This is a genomic window from Allobosea sp., assembly GCF_051860145.1.
GTDB lineage: Bacteria > Pseudomonadota > Alphaproteobacteria > Rhizobiales > Beijerinckiaceae > Allobosea.
On record NZ_JBHYEM010000008.1, the window covers coordinates 1 to 16,386 of the forward strand.

Sequence of the window (16,386 nt, forward strand, 5' to 3'; positions counted from 1 at the left end):
CGAGGGCACGGAGATGGTGATGCCGGGCGACAACATCGCCATGGAAGTGCACCTGATCGTGCCGATCGCGATGGAGGAGAAGCTGCGCTTCGCCATCCGCGAAGGCGGACGCACCGTCGGTGCCGGCGTCGTCGCAAGCATCATCGCGTAACGCGTTTTCGTGAGGGCGAAGGTCCCTCGGGGCCTTTGCCTTTTCACGTCACGGAGAACACAAGACCATGAACGGTCAGAACATCCGGATCCGCCTCAAGGCGTTCGACCACCGCATTCTCGACGCTTCGACGCGCGAGATCGTGTCGACCGCGAAGCGGACAGGCGCCCAGGTGCGCGGGCCCATCCCGCTGCCGACGCTTATCGAGAAGTTCACGGTCAACCGCTCGCCGCACATCGACAAGAAGTCGCGCGAGCAGTTCGAAATGCGGACCCACAAGCGGGTTCTCGATATCGTCGACCCGACCCCGCAGACGGTCGACGCCCTCATGAAGCTTGATCTCGCCGCCGGCGTCGACGTCGAAATCAAGCTCTGATCCATCGTCGGGTCCTCTGTTTCCGGGTTTTCCGGATGGACATGACCCCAAGAGAAGGTGTGCACCGATGCGTTCCGGTGTGATTGCACAGAAAGTCGGGATGACCCGCATCTTCACGGATGCCGGCGAGCATATCCCGGTCACCGTGCTGAAGCTCGACAGCTGTCAGGTTGTCGCGCATCGCACGATCGAGAAGAACGGCTATGTCGCCGTGCAGCTCGGGTCGGGCTTGGCCAAGGTCAAGAACGTCTCGAAGGCCGCGCGCGGGCATTTCGCCGTGGCCAAGGTCGAGCCCAAGCGCAAGATCGTGGAGTTCCGCGTCAGCGACGACGCGTTGATCCCGGTCGGCGCCGAGCTGACGGCGGATCACTTCGTCGTCGGCCAGTTCGTCGATGTCAGCGGCACCACCACCGGTAAGGGTTTTGCCGGCGGTATGAAGCGCTGGAACTTCGGCGGCCTGCGCGCCACCCACGGCGTCTCGGTCTCGCATCGCTCGATCGGTTCGACCGGTGGCCGTCAGGACCCGGGCAAGACCTTCAAGAACAAGAAGATGCCGGGCCATCTCGGTGCCGAGCGCGTCACCACGCAGAACCTGCGCGTCGTCCAGACGGACGCCGAGCGCGGCCTGATCCTGGTCGAGGGCGCCGTCCCCGGCGTCGCCGGCGGCTGGATCCATGTCCGCGACGCCGTCAAGCGCGCCCTGCCCAAGGATGCGCCGCTTCCCGGCAAGTTCAAGGTCTCCGGCGAAAGCAAGGCAGACGCTCAAGAAGCAGATGCTCAAGAGGCTCCTGCGGCCCAGGCTGAGGAGAACGTGTGATGAAACTCGATATCACCACCCTCGAGGGCGGTAAGGCCGGCTCGGTCGAGCTTTCGGATGCGATCTTCGGCCTCGAGCCGCGCGCCGACCTGCTCGCCCGCATGGTGCGCTACCAGCTCGCCAAGCGCCGCGCCGGCACGCACAAGTCCAAGGGCCGCTCGGAAGTCGACCGCACCCGCAAGAAGATCTACAAGCAGAAGGGCACCGGCGGCGCTCGCCACGGCGCGGCTTCGGCTCCGCAGTTCCGCGGCGGCGGCAAGGCCTTCGGTCCGATCGTGCGCGACCATGCGCATGATCTGCCGAAGAAGGTCCGTGCGCTGGCGCTGCGCCATGCGCTCTCGGCCAAGGCCAAGGGCTCCGAGATCATCATCATCGATGATGTGAAGCTCGCCGAGCCCAAGACCAAGCTGCTGCTCGGGCATTTCGGCAAGCTGGACCTGTCCAGCGCGCTGGTGATCGGCGGCGCCGAGATCGACGAGAATTTCGGCCTGGCCGCGCGTTCGATCCCGAATGTCGACGTCCTGCCGGTTCAGGGCATCAACGTCTACGACATCCTGCGTCGCGACAAGCTCGTGCTGACGCGCTCGGCTGTCGATGCGCTGGAGGCGCGCTTCAAATGAGCCAGTCTGCAAAGAATCTGGATCCGCGCCACTACGACGTCATTCGTGGCCCGGTGATCACCGAAAAGGCGACCATGCTCTCGGAGCACAACAAGGTCGTCTTCAAGGTCGCGAAGACCGCGACCAAGCCGCAGATCAAGGCGGCGATCGAGAAGTTGTTCGATGTCAAGGTGAAGAGCGTCAACACGCTCGTCACCGAAGGCAAGGTCAAGGTCTTCCGGGGGCGGCTCGGCCAGCGCTCGGACGTCAAGAAGGCCGTTGTGACCCTCGAAGAAGGTCACTCGATCGACGTGACCACGGGCCTCTGAGGAAGGATCGTCATCATGGCTTTGAAAAGCTTCAAGCCGATCACGCCGAGCCTTCGCCAGCTCGTGATCGTCGACCGTAGCGAGCTCTACAAGGGCAAGCCGGTCAAGTCGCTGACCGAGGGCAAGTCCTCGAAGGGCGGCCGCAACAATCTCGGCCGCGTCACGGTGCGTTTCCGTGGCGGCGGACACAAGCAGACCTACCGCGTCGTCGACTTCAAGCGTCGCGGCAAGGCGGGCGTGCCGGCGACCGTGGAGCGGATCGAGTATGATCCCAACCGCACCGCCTTCATCGCGCTGATCAAGTACAGCGATGGCGAGCAGGCCTATATCCTGGCGCCGCAGCGTCTGGCCGTCGGCGACTCCGTCGTCTCGGGCGACACTGTCGACGTCAAGCCCGGCAACGCTGCCCCGATGGGCTCGCTGCCGATCGGCACGATCGTCCACAATGTCGAGCTCAAGATCGGCAAGGGCGGGGCGCTGGCGCGGTCTGCGGGCAACTACGCCCAGATCGTCGGCCGCGATCAGGGCTATGTCATCGTCCGCCTGAACTCGGGCGAGCAGCGCCTGATCAGCGGCCAGTGCTATGCTACCGTGGGCGCGGTCTCGAACCCCGACCACATGAACATCAACCTGGGCAAGGCCGGTCGCTCGCGCTGGCTCGGCCGTCGTCCGCATAACCGCGGCGTCTCGATGAACCCGGTCGACCACCCGCATGGTGGCGGCGAGGGCCGTACCTCGGGCGGCCGGCACCCGGTCACTCCGTGGGGCCTTCCGACCAAGGGCAAGAAGACCCGCTCGAACAAGCGGACCGACACGTTCATCGTGTCGAGCCGTCACGCCCGCAAGAAGAAGAACTGAGGTCCGTCATGGCGCGTTCGCTTTGGAAAGGTCCGTTTGTCGACGGATACCTTCTGAAAAAGGCCGAGGTCGCCCGTTCGGCGAGCCGGTCGGAAGTCATCAAGATCTGGAGCCGTCGCTCCACGATCCTGCCGCAGTTCGTCGGTCTGACGTTCGGCGTCTACAACGGCCACAAGCATGTGCCGGTGAACGTGTCCGAGGAGATGGTGGGCCACAAGTTCGGCGAGTTTTCGCCGACGCGCACCTTCCACGGCCACGCAGCCGACAAGAAGGCGAAGAGGAAGTAAGCCATGGGTAAGCCATCCGCCCCCCGTGCGCTGCCTGACAACGAGGCCGTTGCGGTCGCCCGCAACCTTCGCGTCAGCCCGCAGAAGCTGAACCTCGTCGCCCAGCTCATCCGGGGCAAGAAGGTCGCCACCGCGCTCGCCGATCTCGAGTTCTCGCGCAAACGGATCTCGCTCGACGTGCGCAAGTGCCTGCAGAGCGCCATCGCCAACGCCGAGAACAACCATGATCTCGACGTCGACGATCTCGTCGTCGCGCAGGCCTTCGTCGGCAAGGCGTTGGTGATGAAGCGCTTCCATGCCCGCGCCCGCGGCCGTGGCGCCCGCATCCTGAAGCCGTTCGCGAACATCACGATCGTGGTGCGCGAAGTCGCAGCGGCCAAGGCCTGAGGAGAGAACGATGGGTCAGAAAATCAATCCGATCGGGCTTCGCCTCGGCATCAACCGCACCTGGGACTCGCGCTGGTTCGCGCAGAAGGGTGAGTACGGCCAGCTGCTGCACGAGGACATGAAGATCCGCGCCGCGCTGATGAAGCTGCTGAAGCAGGCCGCGGTCTCCAAGATCATCATCGAGCGCCCGCACAAGAAGTGCCGCGTCACCATCCACTCGGCGCGTCCGGGCGTGGTGATCGGCAAGAAGGGCGCCGATATCGAGAAGCTGCGCAAGGAAGTCTCGAAGCTGACCAAGGCCGACGTGACGATCAATATCGTCGAGGTCCGCAAGCCCGAGATCGACGCGACCCTGGTCGCCGATTCGATCGCGCAGCAGCTCGAGCGCCGGGTCGCCTTCCGCCGCGCCATGAAGCGGGCCGTCCAGTCGGCCATGCGTCTGGGCGCCGAGGGCATCCGCATCAACTGCTCGGGCCGTCTCGGCGGCGCCGAGATCGCGCGCCTCGAGTGGTATCGCGAGGGCCGCGTGCCGCTGCACACGCTGCGCGCCGACGTGGATTACGGTGTCGCCACCGCCTTCACGACCTACGGGACGTGCGGCATCAAGGTCTGGATCTTCAAGGGCGAGATCCTCGAACACGACCCGATGGCCCAGGACAAGCGTCTCTCCGACGAAGGTGGCCGCTCCGGCGGTCGCGAGCGTCGCGAGCAGGCTGCGTAAGGCTGATCGAGAAGAGCCATGTTGCAACCAAAGCGAACCAAGTTCCGCAAGCAGTTCAAGGGGCGCATTTCCGGCGTCGCCAAGGGCGGCACGGACCTCAATTTCGGCCAGTTCGGCCTGAAGGCGTTGATGCCCGAGCGCGTCACCGCCCGTCAGATCGAAGCCGCGCGCCGCGCGATCACGCGCGCCATGAAGCGCGCCGGCCGCGTCTGGATCCGGATCTTCCCGGACGTGCCGGTTTCGAAGAAGCCGACCGAAGTCCGCATGGGCAAGGGCAAGGGCGCGCCTGAATTCTGGGCAGCCAAGGTCAAGCCCGGCCGGGTCATGTTCGAGATCGACGGGGTGGGCGAGGAGATCGCGCGCGAAGCGCTGCGTCTCGGCGCCGCCAAGCTGCCGATCAAGACCCGCTTCATCCAGCGCATCGCCGAGTAAGGAGGGCGACATGAAAGCTACGCAACGCCTGTCCGACCTCAAGGTGATGAGTGTCGACCAGCTCCAGGACGAGCTCCTGAAGTTGAAGAAGGAGCAGTTCAACCTGCGTTTCCAGCGCGCCACCGGCCAGCTCGAGAATACCGCTCGGGTCACCGAGGTGCGCAAGGACATCGCCCGCATCAAGACGCTGCAACGGTCGAAGACCGTTTCGGCGAGCGCCTGAGGAGTAGGACAATGCCGAAGCGCGTACTGCAGGGCGTCGTCGTGAGCGACAAGCAGAACAAAACGGTTGTAGTGAAGGTCGAGCGGCGCTATACGCACCCGCTCCTCAAGAAGACCGTTCGCCGGACCAAGAACTACCACGCCCACGATGAGGCGCAGACGTTCAAGGTTGGGGACATGGTCTGGATCGAGGAATCCAAGCCCATTTCCAAGCTGAAAAGCTGGGTTGTGCTCGACGACGCTCCCAAGGCGTAAGTCAACGTGCTTTCCGTTCGGCCAGACCGGTCGAACGATCAGGGAGCGCGTAGGGAAGAGTGAAACATGGTCTTGCCGCAAAAGTGCGTCCCACTTTTGCGGTCCGTGTTTTGATTGAGGCCAGGGGGCGATCGACCCCCGTCAGTCGTAGTCCGGGCCGGCGCTGACGCCGTGTCCGGAAACCGAGCTGATACGTAACTGGAAGGATCAAGGCCATGATCCAGGTGCAGACGAATCTCGAGGTCGCGGACAATTCCGGCGCCCGTCGCGTGATGTGCATCAAGGTTCTCGGCGGGTCGAAGCGGAAATACGCTGGTGTCGGTGACATCATCGTCGTTTCGATCAAGGAAGCCATTCCCCGCGGCCGCGTGAAGAAGGGCGACGTCATGAAGGCGGTCGTCGTTCGCACCGCCAAGGACGTCAAGCGCGCCGATGGTTCGGTGATCCGCTTCGACCGCAATGCGGCCGTGCTGATCAACAACCAGAAGGAGCCTGTCGGCACCCGTATCTTCGGACCGGTTCCGCGCGAGCTGCGCGCCAAGAACCACATGAAGATCATCTCGCTTGCGCCTGAGGTGCTGTGATGGCTGCGAAGATCAAGAAGGGCGACAAGGTCGTCGTGCTGGCCGGCCGTGACAAGGGCAAGGCCGGCGAGGTTCTCCAGGTGCTGCCGAAGGATGCCCGCGCCGTGGTGCGTGGCGTCAACCTGGTGAAGAAGCACACCAAGGCCTCGGCCCAGTCCGAAGGCGGCATCATCAGCAAGGAAGCCACGATCGACCTGTCGAACCTGGCCGTTGCCGATCCGAAGGACGGCAAGCCGACCCGCGTCGGTTTCAAGGTGCTCGATGACGGCCGCAAGGTGCGTTTCGCCAAGCGTTCGGGGGATCTGATCGATGGCTGAGAATCAGCAGGCGGCGCTGACGCCGCGCATGAAGAAGCATTACGAGGACGTCGTTCGTCCGGCGATGATCGCCGAGTTCGGCTACAAGAATGTGATGGAAGTCCCGACGATCGAGAAGATCGTCATCAACATGGGCGTGGGCGAAGCGACGGCCGACCGCAAGAAGGTCGACAACGCCGCCGGGGATCTCGCGCTCATCGCCGGCCAGAAGCCGGTGATCACCAAGTCCCGCCTCGCCATCGCCGGCTTCAAGCTGCGCGAGAACATGGCCGTGGGCTGCAAGGTCACGCTGCGCAAGACCAAGATGTTCGAGTTCGTCGACCGGCTCGTCACCGTTGCCTTGCCGCGCGTGCGCGACTTCCGTGGTCTCAACCCGAAGTCGTTCGACGGGCGCGGCAATTTCGCGCTCGGGATCAAGGAGCACATCGTGTTCCCCGAGATCAACTACGACAAGGTCGACCAGGTCTGGGGCATGGACGTGATCGTCTGCACGACTGCGAAGTCGGACGACGAGGCGCGCGCCTTGCTCAAGCACTTCAACTTCCCGTTCCGGCAGTGAGCCTTACCGCTCATACGCGGAAACCAGGAGAGATCGATGGCTAAGAAAAGCTCCGTCGAGAAGAACAACCACCGCAAGAAGCTCGTGAAGAAATTCCTGGGCAAGCGGACCCGTCTTCTCGCGATCGCCAATGACGAAAGCCAGTCCATGGACGAGCGGTTCCTCGCTCGCCTCAAGCTGGCCGAACTGCCGCGCAACTCGGCCGCTAACCGCGTGCGCAATCGCTGCGAAGTGACCGGCCGCCCGCGCGCCGTGTATCGCAAGCTGAAGATGTCGCGCGTTGCTCTGCGCGAGCTCGGCAACAAGGGGCTGGTTCCCGGCCTCGTCAAGTCGAGCTGGTGAGGAGGACGCATCATGGCGATCATTGATCCGCTTGGAGATATGCTGACCCGCATCCGCAATGCGCAGATGCGGCGCAAGTCGCGCGTCACGACGCCGGGCTCGAAGCTGCGCGCCCGCGTGCTCGACGTGCTGCAGGCCGAGGGTTACATCCGCGGCTATTCCACGACCGAGTTCGGCAATGGCCGGACGGAGTTCGACATCGAGCTGAAATACCATGAGGGACAGCCGGTCATCCGGACGATCTCTCGGGTGTCGAAGCCCGGCCGCCGCGTCTACTCTTCGGTGGACACGATGCCGCGCGTGGCCGACGGCCTCGGCGTGACCATCGTCTCCACGCCGAAGGGCGTGATGCCCGATCATCTTGCCCGCGAGCAGAACGTGGGCGGCGAAGTGCTCTGCAAGGTCTTCTGACCTTCGCGCCGCTCGTTCAGGAGAAATCCAATGTCTCGTATCGGTAAAAGGCCCGTCCCCGTTCCGTCCGGCGTCACCGCCGCGGTCGAGGGCCAGCTCGTCAAGATCAAGGGCTCGAAGGGGGAACTCTCCTTCGAGGTGCCCGACGACGTCTCGGTCGCGATGGAGAACGGCGCCATCGCCGTCCAGCCGCGCTCGGAAACCAAGCGCGCCCGCGCGCTCTGGGGCACGTCGCGCGCCCGCGTCGCCAATCTGGTGATCGGCGTGACCAACGGTTTCGAGAAGAAGCTCGAGATCAACGGCGTCGGCTACAAGGCCGCCGTCACCGGCAAGGTGCTGAAACTGTCGCTCGGCTACAGCCACGACATCGACTACGCGATCCCGGCCGGGGTCGCGATCGTCACGCCGAAGCCGACCGAAATCGTCATCACCGGCATCGACAAGCAGGTGGTCGGCCAGACCGCCGCCGAGATCCGCGACTATCGCGGTCCCGAGCCCTACAAGGGCAAGGGCGTCAAGTATGCCGGCGAGTTCATCTTCCGCAAGGAAGGCAAGAAGAAGTAAGGACGCGAGCCATGAGCAAGCAGACAATTGCGACTGCGCGCCGCAAGGCCCGCGTCCGTCGCGCCATCAAGGCGGTCGCCAATGGCCGCGCCCGCCTGTCGGTGCACCGCACCGGCAAGCAGATCTATGCCCAGGTGATCGACGACGCGAAGGGTCTCACCATCGCGTCGGCCTCGAGCATGGACAAGGACATCCGCGCCGACATCAAGTCGGGCGCGAATGTCGAGGCCGCGGCCACGATCGGCAAGCTGATTGCCGAGCGCGCCGTCAAGGCCGGCATCAAGGACGTGGTCTTCGACCGCGGCTCCTATATGTATCACGGCCGGGTCAAGGCCCTGGCCGATGCAGCCCGCGAAGCCGGGCTGAATTTCTGAAGACGTCGCTCCATCCGGAGCGCTCGAGCGAGCGGCGCTGCAGCAGGCAGTGTCCGCGCAAGTAAGAGGATGACATGGCGAGAGAACCTCGTGACCGCGATCGCGAAGAGCGCGATTCGGAATTCGTGGACCGGCTGGTTCATATCAACCGCGTCGCCAAGGTGGTGAAGGGCGGGCGTCGCTTCGGCTTCGCCGCGCTCGTCGTCGTCGGCGACCAGAAGGGCCGCGTCGGCTTCGGCCACGGCAAGGCCCGCGAAGTGCCTGAGGCCATCCGCAAGGCGACCGAGGCCGCCAAGCGCGGGCTCGTCCGCATCCCGCTGCGCGAAGGCCGTACGCTCCATCACGACGTCCAGGGCCGTCACGGCGCCGGCAAGGTCGTGCTGCGCGCGGCTCCGGCCGGTACCGGCATCATCGCCGGCGGCCCGATGCGCGCCGTCTTCGAGGCGGTCGGCATGCAGGACGTGGTGTCGAAGTCGCTCGGCTCCTCGAACCCGTACAACCTCGTGCGCGCCACCTTCTCGGCGCTCAAGAACGAGGACAGCCCGCGTGGCGTCGCCGCGCGCCGTTCGCTCAAGGTCTCGGCCCTGCAGACGCGTCGTCGCGATGCCGGCACCGACGCCGCGGCCGAAGCGTGAGGGCTGAACCATGGCAAAAGCTGAAAAGACCGTGGTCGTCGAGCAGGTCGGTAGCCCGATCCGCCGCGACGCCTCGCAGCGCCAGACCCTGATCGGTCTCGGCCTGAACAAGATCCGCCGCCAATCGACCCTGCAGGACACCGCTTCCGTCCGTGGCATGATCGAGAAGGTCAAGCACCTCGTCCGCGTCGTCGACGCGAAGTGAGGGGGATTGTCCGATGAAACTCACAGACATTCGTGACAATGAAGGCGCCCACAAGTCGCGCATCCGCGTCGGCCGTGGCATCGGCTCCGGCAAGGGCAAGACTGGCGGGCGTGGCGTCAAGGGTCAGAAGGCCCGCGCCGGCGTGGCGGTCAAGGGCTTCGAAGGCGGCCAGATGCCGCTCTATCGTCGCCTGCCGAAGCGCGGCTTCCACAACCTCTTCGCCAAGGAACTGAACGAGGTCAATCTCGGTCGGATCCAGCAGGCGGTCGAGGCCGGCAAGCTCGACGGCAAGGCCGTGGTCACCATCGATGCGCTGGTCTCGGCCGGCGTCATCACGCGGCAGGCCAAGGACGGCGTCAAGATTCTCGGCGTCGGCGAGCTGAAGGCGAAGCTCGCCTTCGAGGTTTACGGCGCGTCGAAGTCGGCGGTCGAGGCCATCGAAAAGGCCGGCGGTTCGGTCAAGATTCTGGCGGCCGCTTCACAGGCGTGACAGCGACGCCTACATGAGCGATAGCGAACGGCGGCCGGGCCAGAAGCCTTGGCCGCCGTTCGACTGTTTGACGTTTATTCCGATCAAGGACCGGACGCATGGCATCGGCGGCTGAACAGCTTGCGGCAAATCTGAATTTCGGCGCGCTCGCCAAGGCGGATGAGCTCAAGAAGCGCATCTGGTTCACCCTGGGCGCGCTGATCATCTACCGGCTCGGCACCTATATCCCGCTGCCGGGGATGAATCCGGACGCGGTCGCCGACCTGTTCAAGCAGTCGCAGTCGGGCGTGCTCGGCCTGTTCAACATGTTCTCCGGCGGCGCGGTCGGGCGCCTCGCGATCTTCGCGCTGGCGATCATGCCGTATATCTCGGCCTCGATCATCATCCAGCTCCTGTCGAGCGTGGTGCCGACCTTCGAGGCGCTGAAGAAGGAAGGCGAGCAGGGTCGCAAGGTCCTGAACCAGTACACCCGCTACCTGACGCTCGTGCTCGCCGTGTTCCAGGCCTATGGCATCGGCGTCGGCCTGCAGGGCTCGGGCAACCTCGTGCTCGAACCCGGCCCGTTCTTCCTGCTCTCGACGACTGTCACGCTGGTCGGCGGCACCATGTTCCTGCTCTGGCTCGGCGAGCAGATCACCAGCCGCGGCATCGGCAACGGCACGTCGATGATCATCTTCTCGGGCATCATCGCCGAATTCCCGGCCCAGCTCGCCCAGACGCTCGAGCTCGGCCGCCAGGGCGCGATCTCGACCGGCCTGCTGCTGCTGATCCTGGTGATGGCGATCTGCGTCATCGCCTTCTGTGTGTTCATGGAGCGCGCCCAGCGGCGGCTGCTGATCAACTATCCCAAGCGCCAGGTCGGCAACCGGATGTATGAGGGGCAGACCTCGTTCCTGCCGCTCAAGCTCAACACCTCGGGCGTGATCCCGCCGATCTTCGCCTCGTCGCTGCTGCTGCTGCCGACGACGATCGCCAGCTTCTCGCAGGCTTCGGGCGGCACCGGCATGCTCTCGACCATTGCGACCTATCTGGCGCATGGCCGGCCGGCGTTCATGATCCTCTACGCGGCGCTGATCATCTTCTTCTGCTTCTTCTACACCGCGATCGTGTTCAATCCGGTCGAGACGGCGGACAACCTCAAGAAGCATGGCGGCTTCATGCCCGGCATCCGGCCGGGCGAGCGCACCGCCGAGCATATCGACCGCGTGCTGACCCGGATCACTGTTCTGGGCGCGGGCTATCTGACGATCGTCTGCCTTATCCCGGAATTCATGATCACCTATGCTCAGATCCCGATCATCCTGCTGGGCGGCACCTCGCTGCTCATCGTGGTGACGACGACGATGGATACCGTGGCGCAGGTCCATGGACATTTGCTGGCCCATCAGTATGAGGGCCTGGTCAAGAAGGCGAAGCTGCGAGGGGCGAGGCGCTGATGCGATTGATTTTCCTGGGGCCGCCGGGGGCGGGTAAAGGCACTCAGGCGGCGCGCATCGTCGCGAAGCATGGCATTCCTCAACTCTCGACCGGCGACATGCTGCGCGCCGCGGTCGCGGCCGGAACGCCGGTCGGCGTCAAGGCCAAGGCAGTGATGGATTCGGGCGGCCTCGTCTCGGACGAGATCGTGATCGGCATCGTCGCCGACCGCATCGAGGAGCAGGACGCCAGGAAGGGCTTCATCCTCGACGGCTTTCCGCGCACGCTGGCGCAGGCCGAGGCGCTCGACGCCATGCTCGAATCGAAGGGCCTGCCGCTCGATGGCGTGCTGGAGCTCAGGGTCGACCAGAGCAAGCTCGTCGACCGGATCGTGCGCCGCGCCGAAGAGGCGAGGGCGGCCGGCCAGCCGGTGCGCAAGGACGACGATCCGGAGGTCTTCAAGACCCGGCTCGAGGCCTATAACCGCGATACCGCGGTGGTGGCGCCCTATTACGAGAAGCGCGGCCAGCTCACCGCCATCGACGGCATGAAGCCGATCGACGAGGTCAGCGCCGCGATCGATCAGGCATTGGCCGGCTGAGGATTGTGCCCGCCGGGTTGACGGCTGGGCACGAACCGATTAAGGAGCGGCCATCCGGTTTCATGTGGCGATGCCGTTGCCTTCGCGAGAGGGGACGACGTCGCGTTCTTGCGTGGACTTGATTCAACGCCCGCAGGGGCCGGCCTCCACCGGACGCGGGTTTGTTTTCACTGCCGGGCAGCCATCGGGCGCTCCGGCCGACATGGAGAAGAGACTATGGCTCGTATCGCGGGCGTCAACATTCCGACCGGCAAGCGCGTCGTTATCGGCTTGCAGTATATTCACGGCATCGGCGCGCAGAAGGCCAAGGAAATCTGCGCCAAGGTCAACATCGCCGACGACCGGCGGGTGAACCAGCTGACCGACGCCGAGGTGCTCCAGATCCGCGAGACGATCGACCGCGACTACCTGGTCGAGGGCGACCTGCGCCGCGAAGTCTCGATGAACATCAAGCGCCTGATGGACCTGGGCTGCTATCGCGGCCTGCGCCATCGCCGCTCGCTGCCGGTCCGCGGCCAGCGCACGCATACCAATGCGCGCACCCGCAAGGGCAAGTCCAAGCCGATCGCCGGCAAGAAGAAGTGAGGATTGCCGCAGGCAATCCTCATCCTCGGGCTTGACCCGAGGATCTCGTGACGAGGGCGCCTGCCGGCGCCTTCTCCTGCAAGAGATGGTCGGGTCAAGCCCGGCCATGACGAGCAGAACTCTCCCCAGCGCCTGGCATGACGGGCGCGCCTGAAGGATGAAAGAAAGACCATGGCCAAGGAAGCCCAGCGCGTACGGCGCCGCGAACGCAAGAACATCGTCTCTGGCGTCGCGCATGTGAACGCGTCGTTCAACAATACCATGATCACCATCACCGATGCGCAGGGCAACACGATCTCGTGGTCGTCCGCCGGCACGATGGGGTTCAAGGGTTCGCGCAAGTCGACCCCCTATGCCGCCCAGGTCGCGGCCGAGGACGCGGCCCGCAAGGCTGCCGAGCACGGCATGCGCACCCTCGAGGTCGAGGTGACCGGTCCGGGTTCTGGTCGCGAGTCCGCGCTGCGCGCGCTGCAGGCCGCCGGCTTCACCGTGACCTCGATCCGTGACGTGACGCCGATCCCGCATAACGGCTGCCGGCCGCGCAAGCGCCGTCGCGTCTGACGCGGATTGGATTGCGGCGCTCGCAATGGCGAGCGCCGGTACGGGGCGGCCCGTCGCCGCCGAGAGATGAAGCACCAGGAGTGCGGTCGTGATCAGCAAGAACTGGCAGGATTTGTCCAAGCCGAACAAGCTCGAAATCAAGGTCGGAGACGACCCCAAGCGCCATGCCACCGTCATCGCCCGCCCGCTCGAGCGCGGCTTCGGCATGACGCTCGGCAACGCGCTGCGGCGCGTGCTGCTCTCCTCGCTCCAGGGCGCGGCCGTCACCGCCGTCCAGATCGACGGCGTGCTGCATGAGTTCTCCTCGATCCCCGGCGTGCGCGAGGACGTCACCGACATCGTCCTCAACATCAAGGCGATCGCGGTCAAGATGCAGGGCGAGGGCCCCAAGCGCATGACCCTGCGCAAGGCGGGCCCGGGCACCGTCACCGCCGGCGACATCAACACCATCGGCGACGTCTCGATCCTCAACCCCGAGCTCGTGCTCTGCACGCTCGACGAGGGCGCCGAGATCCGCATGGAGTTCACGGTCAATACCGGCAAGGGCTATGTGCCCTCCGAGCAGAACCGCCCCGAGGATGCGCCGATCGGCCTGATCCCGGTCGACAGCCTGTATTCGCCGGTCAAGAAGGTCTCCTACCGCGTCGAGAACACCCGCGAGGGCCAGAATCTCGACCGCGACATGCTGACCCTGCAGATCGAGACCAACGGCTCGGTCAGCCCCGAGGACGCGCTGGCGCTCGCTGCCCGCATCCTGCAGGACCAGCTCGCCGTCTTCATCACCTTCGAGGAGCCGCGCAAGGAAGAGGCCGTCTCGACCGCGCCGCAACTGCCCTTCAACCCGGCGCTGCTCAAGAAGGTCGACGAGCTCGAGCTTTCGGTGCGTTCGGCGAACTGCCTGAAGAACGACAACATCGTCTATATCGGCGACCTGATCCAGAAGTCGGAAGGCGAGATGCTGCGCACTCCGAATTTCGGCCGCAAGTCGCTGAACGAGATCAAGGAAGTGCTCGCCACCATGGGCCTGCATCTCGGCATGGACGTCACCGGCTGGCCGCCGGAGAACATCGAAGAGCTGGCGAAGCGCTTCGAGGAGCATTACTGATCCCGCCGGCGCGGATTTCCCTCCGCGCCAGCATCCCGCACGGCGCATGAGCGCCGGAGCATAATGAACGGCCGTACCGTGGCACGGCGGCCGTAATCAAAGGAGAGCCAAATGCGTCACGGTTTCCGCGGTCGTCGTTTCAACCGCTCGGTGGAGCATCGCAAGGCGATGTTCGCCAACATGTCCCAGGCCCTGATCAAGCACGAGCAGATCACCACCACGCTGCCGAAGGCCAAGGACCTGCGCCCGGTCGTCGAGAAGCTGGTGACGCTCGCCAAGCGCGGCGACCTGCATGCCCGCCGCCAGGCGATCGCGCAGATCAAGGACGTCGTCCTCGTCGGCAAGCTCTTCGCGGTGCTCGGGCCCCGCTACAAGGAGCGCAATGGCGGCTACCTGCGCATCATGAAGGCGGGCTTCCGCTTCGGCGACAACGCCCCGCTCGCGGTGATCGAGTTCGTCGATCGCGATGTCGACGCCAAGGGCCTGGATTCGGGCCCGGTGCAGTTCGTCGCGGACGACGAGGCAGCCTGAGTGGCTCAGCCAGCGCCAAGAGATCAAGGGGCGGCCTTCGGGCCGCCCTTTTTCTTTATTGATCCTCCGAATATTGAGGTCTGTGTGAAGCTGCATGAAGACGGCGTGAACACGAGCAGGGGGCTTATGATGCAACGGTACCGGTTCGATGCCTATGTCGACGCAGCTCGGAATGGCAAGAATGCCGTCTGGCGCATCGTCCTTGCCGTTGTGCTCATCACCATCATCTGGCTCGCCGCGACCTTCGCGCTCCTGTGCGCCGGCACGGCGGCCATGATGATTCGCGACGGTTATTCAACGATCGGCTTCGACGATGTTCGCTATGCCTTCGACTACGAGGCTTTGATGACCGATCAGATCGGCCTCATCGTCACGCTGCTGTCGGTTGCCTCGCTATGGATCGGCGTCTGGCTGGCCTTGAGGGTTTTTCACAAGCGATCGCTTCTCGACCTGTTTGGCATCGAGCGCAGATTGGGTTGGCCGGATTTCATTAGAAGCACCGTGGTGAGCCTGGCCGTGGGAATCGCCGCGATCCCCGTCGGTCTGCTGATCGACCCGACCGTCATGCGCGGCAGCATCAGCCTCTCCGGTTGGCTCGCAATGGCGCCGCTGGTGCTCGTCTCCTGCTTTCTGCAAAGCTCGGCGGAAGAGCTCGCCTTTCGCGGTTATCTTCCTCAGGTGCTCGCAGCGCGCTTTGCAACGCCGCTCATATGGCTCGGCGTGCCCACGGCAGTCTTCACTCTCTTGCACTGGCAGGGCGGGGCTTCGATTGCAATGAACCTCGCGTATCTGTTCGTCATCCTCGGATTTTCGCTGAGCATGACGCTTTTTCTCATGGTAAGCGGAAATCTGGCGGCCGGCATGGGCGCGCATTTCGGCAACAACATCGGTGCCGTCGTCCTTTTCTCATCTCAACCGGATCTGGGTGCCGCCGCACTCTTCGCGGGGCGCTCCATCCTCGATCAGGGCTGGACATTTTCGCAGGCGGTCATGTTCGGCCTGTACGGCGTTCTGGTGATTGTCATCACGCAGTTACTGCTCCTGCATCCGGCCTCTCCCGTGCGATTGAGGTCGTTATTGTGACGGCGTGGGAGTGACGGGTGCCGCAAGGTTCTAAGAATCTCATTCAGTGCGAACGGACCAAGCGCGTCATCATCGAGCGCTGAGGGTCCGCGCAGCCTGTCACGCGTGCTGGCATGAGAGTTCGCCGGCCAGGTCCAGCAGCAAATCGGCAGGCTGAGCCGGTAGATCGCTCTCAGGCGTCACGCCGTAGAGGCCGAAGATGAAATTCGTGGTCTCGTCGCGCTCGGCCAGGCCCATCGACCAATGCGGGAAACGGCGTGCGCCGATAGGCTCCTCCACGAGCAGGCGGATCTCGCCATGGCGCGGGTCGATCACGATGCGGCCATAGGTTTCGGCGACATTATGCTGCTCGCCTTCGAGCACCTGGGCAAAGGCTGTCGGCGTGACCATGAGAAATCCCGTGACGTCGTTCTGCGCATTCAGCCGCTGGGCGCTGGCCAGAATGTGGTCGAGCTCCTGACGACGATTGGCCTCGACGAGGCGACTCTGGCTGGCATAAACAAGGCGTATGAGACTCACGATCGGCTCCCTTTCGCAGGGCTTTCGTCCAGAATTTGCGTTTCACACAGCGGTCGCCGCGCGCCGCCAG

General features: G+C 64.5%; 30 protein-coding genes. 29 read left to right on the forward strand and 1 reads right to left on the reverse strand.

Annotated elements, in window-relative coordinates:
* The 29 genes from ACTIF2_RS14840 to ACTIF2_RS14980 form a co-directional block, all read left to right on the forward strand.
* The coding region (locus ACTIF2_RS14840) for an EF-Tu C-terminal domain-related protein (protein WP_465248471.1) at positions 1-151 on the forward strand (151 nt) is incomplete at its 5' end.
* 67 nt (positions 152-218) lie between these two features.
* Positions 219-527, forward strand: a complete 309-nt coding sequence (rpsJ, locus tag ACTIF2_RS14845) for a 30S ribosomal protein S10 (protein ID WP_043237115.1) — start codon at positions 219-221, stop codon at positions 525-527.
* A gap of 67 nt (positions 528-594) precedes the next feature.
* On the forward strand, positions 595-1,344 hold the full coding sequence (rplC, locus tag ACTIF2_RS14850; protein WP_439497864.1) for a 50S ribosomal protein L3: 750 nt from the start codon (positions 595-597) through the stop codon (positions 1,342-1,344).
* A complete protein-coding gene (gene rplD / locus ACTIF2_RS14855) occupies positions 1,344-1,964 on the forward strand; it encodes a 50S ribosomal protein L4 (RefSeq protein ID WP_439497865.1) in 621 nt (206 codons plus the stop codon). The genes rplC and rplD overlap by 1 nt, the downstream gene beginning before the upstream one ends.
* Positions 1,961-2,272, forward strand: a complete 312-nt coding sequence (locus ACTIF2_RS14860) for a 50S ribosomal protein L23 (protein WP_043237110.1) — start codon at positions 1,961-1,963, stop codon at positions 2,270-2,272. The genes rplD and ACTIF2_RS14860 overlap by 4 nt, the downstream gene beginning before the upstream one ends.
* A 15-nt stretch (positions 2,273-2,287) precedes the next feature.
* Positions 2,288-3,130, forward strand: a complete 843-nt coding sequence (gene rplB, locus ACTIF2_RS14865) for a 50S ribosomal protein L2 (protein ID WP_439497866.1) — start codon at positions 2,288-2,290, stop codon at positions 3,128-3,130.
* A gap of 8 nt (positions 3,131-3,138) precedes the next feature.
* Positions 3,139-3,417, forward strand: a complete 279-nt coding sequence (rpsS, locus tag ACTIF2_RS14870; RefSeq protein WP_439497867.1) for a 30S ribosomal protein S19 — start codon at positions 3,139-3,141, stop codon at positions 3,415-3,417.
* Positions 3,418-3,420: 3 nt separating this feature from the next.
* Positions 3,421-3,804: a 50S ribosomal protein L22 gene (gene rplV, locus ACTIF2_RS14875; protein ID WP_439497868.1), complete on the forward strand. Its 384-nt coding sequence runs from the start codon at positions 3,421-3,423 to the stop codon at positions 3,802-3,804.
* Between the two features lie 10 nt (positions 3,805-3,814).
* Positions 3,815-4,525 (forward strand): 30S ribosomal protein S3, encoded by a 711-nt coding sequence (gene rpsC / locus ACTIF2_RS14880; RefSeq protein ID WP_439497869.1) that lies wholly within the window; start codon positions 3,815-3,817, stop codon positions 4,523-4,525.
* Positions 4,526-4,543: 18 nt separating this feature from the next.
* A complete protein-coding gene (rplP, locus tag ACTIF2_RS14885; RefSeq protein WP_439497870.1) occupies positions 4,544-4,957 on the forward strand; it encodes a 50S ribosomal protein L16 in 414 nt (137 codons plus the stop codon).
* Positions 4,958-4,967: 10 nt separating this feature from the next.
* On the forward strand, positions 4,968-5,180 hold the full coding sequence (rpmC, locus tag ACTIF2_RS14890) for a 50S ribosomal protein L29 (RefSeq protein ID WP_439497871.1): 213 nt from the start codon (positions 4,968-4,970) through the stop codon (positions 5,178-5,180).
* A gap of 11 nt (positions 5,181-5,191) precedes the next feature.
* Positions 5,192-5,434 (forward strand): 30S ribosomal protein S17, encoded by a 243-nt coding sequence (gene rpsQ, locus ACTIF2_RS14895; RefSeq protein ID WP_439497872.1) that lies wholly within the window; start codon positions 5,192-5,194, stop codon positions 5,432-5,434.
* Positions 5,435-5,649: 215 nt separating this feature from the next.
* Positions 5,650-6,018 carry a 50S ribosomal protein L14 gene (rplN, locus tag ACTIF2_RS14900; protein WP_043237099.1) on the forward strand — a complete coding sequence of 123 codons (369 nt, stop codon included), beginning with the start codon at positions 5,650-5,652 and terminating at the stop codon, positions 6,016-6,018.
* The gene (gene rplX, locus ACTIF2_RS14905; RefSeq protein ID WP_043237098.1) at positions 6,018-6,335 is read left to right on the forward strand and encodes a 50S ribosomal protein L24; all 318 of its coding nucleotides are present in this window, start codon (positions 6,018-6,020) and stop codon (positions 6,333-6,335) included. The genes rplN and rplX overlap by 1 nt, the downstream gene beginning before the upstream one ends.
* Entirely contained in the window at positions 6,328-6,894 is a 567-nt protein-coding gene (gene rplE / locus ACTIF2_RS14910; protein WP_439497873.1) for a 50S ribosomal protein L5, read from the forward strand. The genes rplX and rplE overlap by 8 nt, the downstream gene beginning before the upstream one ends.
* 36 nt (positions 6,895-6,930) lie before the next feature.
* Positions 6,931-7,236, forward strand: coding sequence for a 30S ribosomal protein S14 (gene rpsN, locus ACTIF2_RS14915; RefSeq protein WP_439497874.1), 306 nt, complete (start codon positions 6,931-6,933; stop codon positions 7,234-7,236).
* 12 nt (positions 7,237-7,248) lie between these two features.
* Positions 7,249-7,647: a 30S ribosomal protein S8 gene (rpsH, locus tag ACTIF2_RS14920; protein WP_439497875.1), complete on the forward strand. Its 399-nt coding sequence runs from the start codon at positions 7,249-7,251 to the stop codon at positions 7,645-7,647.
* 30 nt (positions 7,648-7,677) lie between these two features.
* Positions 7,678-8,211: a 50S ribosomal protein L6 gene (gene rplF / locus ACTIF2_RS14925; RefSeq protein ID WP_439497876.1), complete on the forward strand. Its 534-nt coding sequence runs from the start codon at positions 7,678-7,680 to the stop codon at positions 8,209-8,211.
* Between the two features lie 11 nt (positions 8,212-8,222).
* On the forward strand, positions 8,223-8,585 hold the full coding sequence (gene rplR / locus ACTIF2_RS14930) for a 50S ribosomal protein L18 (protein WP_439497877.1): 363 nt from the start codon (positions 8,223-8,225) through the stop codon (positions 8,583-8,585).
* 74 nt (positions 8,586-8,659) lie between these two features.
* Complete coding sequence (rpsE, locus tag ACTIF2_RS14935) at positions 8,660-9,220, forward strand: 30S ribosomal protein S5 (RefSeq protein WP_439497878.1); 561 nt, start codon at positions 8,660-8,662, stop codon at positions 9,218-9,220.
* Between the two features lie 10 nt (positions 9,221-9,230).
* Positions 9,231-9,425 (forward strand): 50S ribosomal protein L30, encoded by a 195-nt coding sequence (rpmD, locus tag ACTIF2_RS14940; RefSeq protein WP_439497879.1) that lies wholly within the window; start codon positions 9,231-9,233, stop codon positions 9,423-9,425.
* Positions 9,426-9,438: 13 nt separating this feature from the next.
* Complete coding sequence (gene rplO / locus ACTIF2_RS14945; protein WP_439497880.1) at positions 9,439-9,915, forward strand: 50S ribosomal protein L15; 477 nt, start codon at positions 9,439-9,441, stop codon at positions 9,913-9,915.
* Positions 9,916-10,013: 98 nt separating this feature from the next.
* Positions 10,014-11,351 (forward strand): preprotein translocase subunit SecY, encoded by a 1,338-nt coding sequence (gene secY, locus ACTIF2_RS14950; protein ID WP_439497881.1) that lies wholly within the window; start codon positions 10,014-10,016, stop codon positions 11,349-11,351.
* Positions 11,351-11,932, forward strand: coding sequence for an adenylate kinase (locus ACTIF2_RS14955; RefSeq protein ID WP_439497882.1), 582 nt, complete (start codon positions 11,351-11,353; stop codon positions 11,930-11,932). Before secY ends, ACTIF2_RS14955 begins: the two co-directional genes overlap by 1 nt.
* Before the next feature lie 216 nt (positions 11,933-12,148).
* A complete protein-coding gene (gene rpsM, locus ACTIF2_RS14960; RefSeq protein WP_439497883.1) occupies positions 12,149-12,517 on the forward strand; it encodes a 30S ribosomal protein S13 in 369 nt (122 codons plus the stop codon).
* 171 nt (positions 12,518-12,688) lie between these two features.
* Complete coding sequence (gene rpsK, locus ACTIF2_RS14965) at positions 12,689-13,078, forward strand: 30S ribosomal protein S11 (protein WP_043237079.1); 390 nt, start codon at positions 12,689-12,691, stop codon at positions 13,076-13,078.
* A gap of 88 nt (positions 13,079-13,166) precedes the next feature.
* Entirely contained in the window at positions 13,167-14,183 is a 1,017-nt protein-coding gene (locus ACTIF2_RS14970; protein WP_439497884.1) for a DNA-directed RNA polymerase subunit alpha, read from the forward strand.
* Positions 14,184-14,294: 111 nt separating this feature from the next.
* Entirely contained in the window at positions 14,295-14,714 is a 420-nt protein-coding gene (rplQ, locus tag ACTIF2_RS14975; RefSeq protein WP_439497885.1) for a 50S ribosomal protein L17, read from the forward strand.
* On the forward strand, positions 14,715-15,797 hold the full coding sequence (locus ACTIF2_RS14980; protein ID WP_439497886.1) for a CPBP family intramembrane glutamic endopeptidase: 1,083 nt from the start codon (positions 14,715-14,717) through the stop codon (positions 15,795-15,797).
* Between the two features lie 99 nt (positions 15,798-15,896).
* Here the strand turns inward: ACTIF2_RS14980 and ACTIF2_RS14985 are convergent, their stop codons facing one another.
* Complete coding sequence (locus ACTIF2_RS14985; RefSeq protein ID WP_439497887.1) at positions 15,897-16,316, reverse strand: BLUF domain-containing protein; 420 nt, start codon at positions 16,314-16,316, stop codon at positions 15,897-15,899.
* Positions 16,317-16,386 lie beyond the last annotated feature (70 nt).

Coding starts and splice junctions, on each gene's coding strand:
- rplO (WP_439497880.1), top strand. CDS start 9,439: ATGAAACTCACAGACATTCGTGACAATGAAGGCGCCCACAAGTCGCGC.
- rplV (WP_439497868.1), top strand. CDS start 3,421: ATGGGTAAGCCATCCGCCCCCCGTGCGCTGCCTGACAACGAGGCCGTT.
- ACTIF2_RS14955 (WP_439497882.1), top strand. CDS start 11,351: ATGCGATTGATTTTCCTGGGGCCGCCGGGGGCGGGTAAAGGCACTCAG.
- rpsC (WP_439497869.1), top strand. CDS start 3,815: ATGGGTCAGAAAATCAATCCGATCGGGCTTCGCCTCGGCATCAACCGC.
- rpmC (WP_439497871.1), top strand. CDS start 4,968: ATGAAAGCTACGCAACGCCTGTCCGACCTCAAGGTGATGAGTGTCGAC.
- rplR (WP_439497877.1), top strand. CDS start 8,223: ATGAGCAAGCAGACAATTGCGACTGCGCGCCGCAAGGCCCGCGTCCGT.
- rpsK (WP_043237079.1), top strand. CDS start 12,689: ATGGCCAAGGAAGCCCAGCGCGTACGGCGCCGCGAACGCAAGAACATC.
- rplP (WP_439497870.1), top strand. CDS start 4,544: ATGTTGCAACCAAAGCGAACCAAGTTCCGCAAGCAGTTCAAGGGGCGC.
- rplF (WP_439497876.1), top strand. CDS start 7,678: ATGTCTCGTATCGGTAAAAGGCCCGTCCCCGTTCCGTCCGGCGTCACC.
- rplB (WP_439497866.1), top strand. CDS start 2,288: ATGGCTTTGAAAAGCTTCAAGCCGATCACGCCGAGCCTTCGCCAGCTC.
- rpsN (WP_439497874.1), top strand. CDS start 6,931: ATGGCTAAGAAAAGCTCCGTCGAGAAGAACAACCACCGCAAGAAGCTC.
- secY (WP_439497881.1), top strand. CDS start 10,014: ATGGCATCGGCGGCTGAACAGCTTGCGGCAAATCTGAATTTCGGCGCG.
- rplX (WP_043237098.1), top strand. CDS start 6,018: ATGGCTGCGAAGATCAAGAAGGGCGACAAGGTCGTCGTGCTGGCCGGC.
- ACTIF2_RS14860 (WP_043237110.1), top strand. CDS start 1,961: ATGAGCCAGTCTGCAAAGAATCTGGATCCGCGCCACTACGACGTCATT.
- rpsQ (WP_439497872.1), top strand. CDS start 5,192: ATGCCGAAGCGCGTACTGCAGGGCGTCGTCGTGAGCGACAAGCAGAAC.
- rpsS (WP_439497867.1), top strand. CDS start 3,139: ATGGCGCGTTCGCTTTGGAAAGGTCCGTTTGTCGACGGATACCTTCTG.
- rpsM (WP_439497883.1), top strand. CDS start 12,149: ATGGCTCGTATCGCGGGCGTCAACATTCCGACCGGCAAGCGCGTCGTT.
- rplC (WP_439497864.1), top strand. CDS start 595: ATGCGTTCCGGTGTGATTGCACAGAAAGTCGGGATGACCCGCATCTTC.
- rplQ (WP_439497885.1), top strand. CDS start 14,295: ATGCGTCACGGTTTCCGCGGTCGTCGTTTCAACCGCTCGGTGGAGCAT.
- rplN (WP_043237099.1), top strand. CDS start 5,650: ATGATCCAGGTGCAGACGAATCTCGAGGTCGCGGACAATTCCGGCGCC.
- rpmD (WP_439497879.1), top strand. CDS start 9,231: ATGGCAAAAGCTGAAAAGACCGTGGTCGTCGAGCAGGTCGGTAGCCCG.
- rpsH (WP_439497875.1), top strand. CDS start 7,249: ATGGCGATCATTGATCCGCTTGGAGATATGCTGACCCGCATCCGCAAT.
- rplE (WP_439497873.1), top strand. CDS start 6,328: ATGGCTGAGAATCAGCAGGCGGCGCTGACGCCGCGCATGAAGAAGCAT.
- rplD (WP_439497865.1), top strand. CDS start 1,344: ATGAAACTCGATATCACCACCCTCGAGGGCGGTAAGGCCGGCTCGGTC.
- rpsE (WP_439497878.1), top strand. CDS start 8,660: ATGGCGAGAGAACCTCGTGACCGCGATCGCGAAGAGCGCGATTCGGAA.
- rpsJ (WP_043237115.1), top strand. CDS start 219: ATGAACGGTCAGAACATCCGGATCCGCCTCAAGGCGTTCGACCACCGC.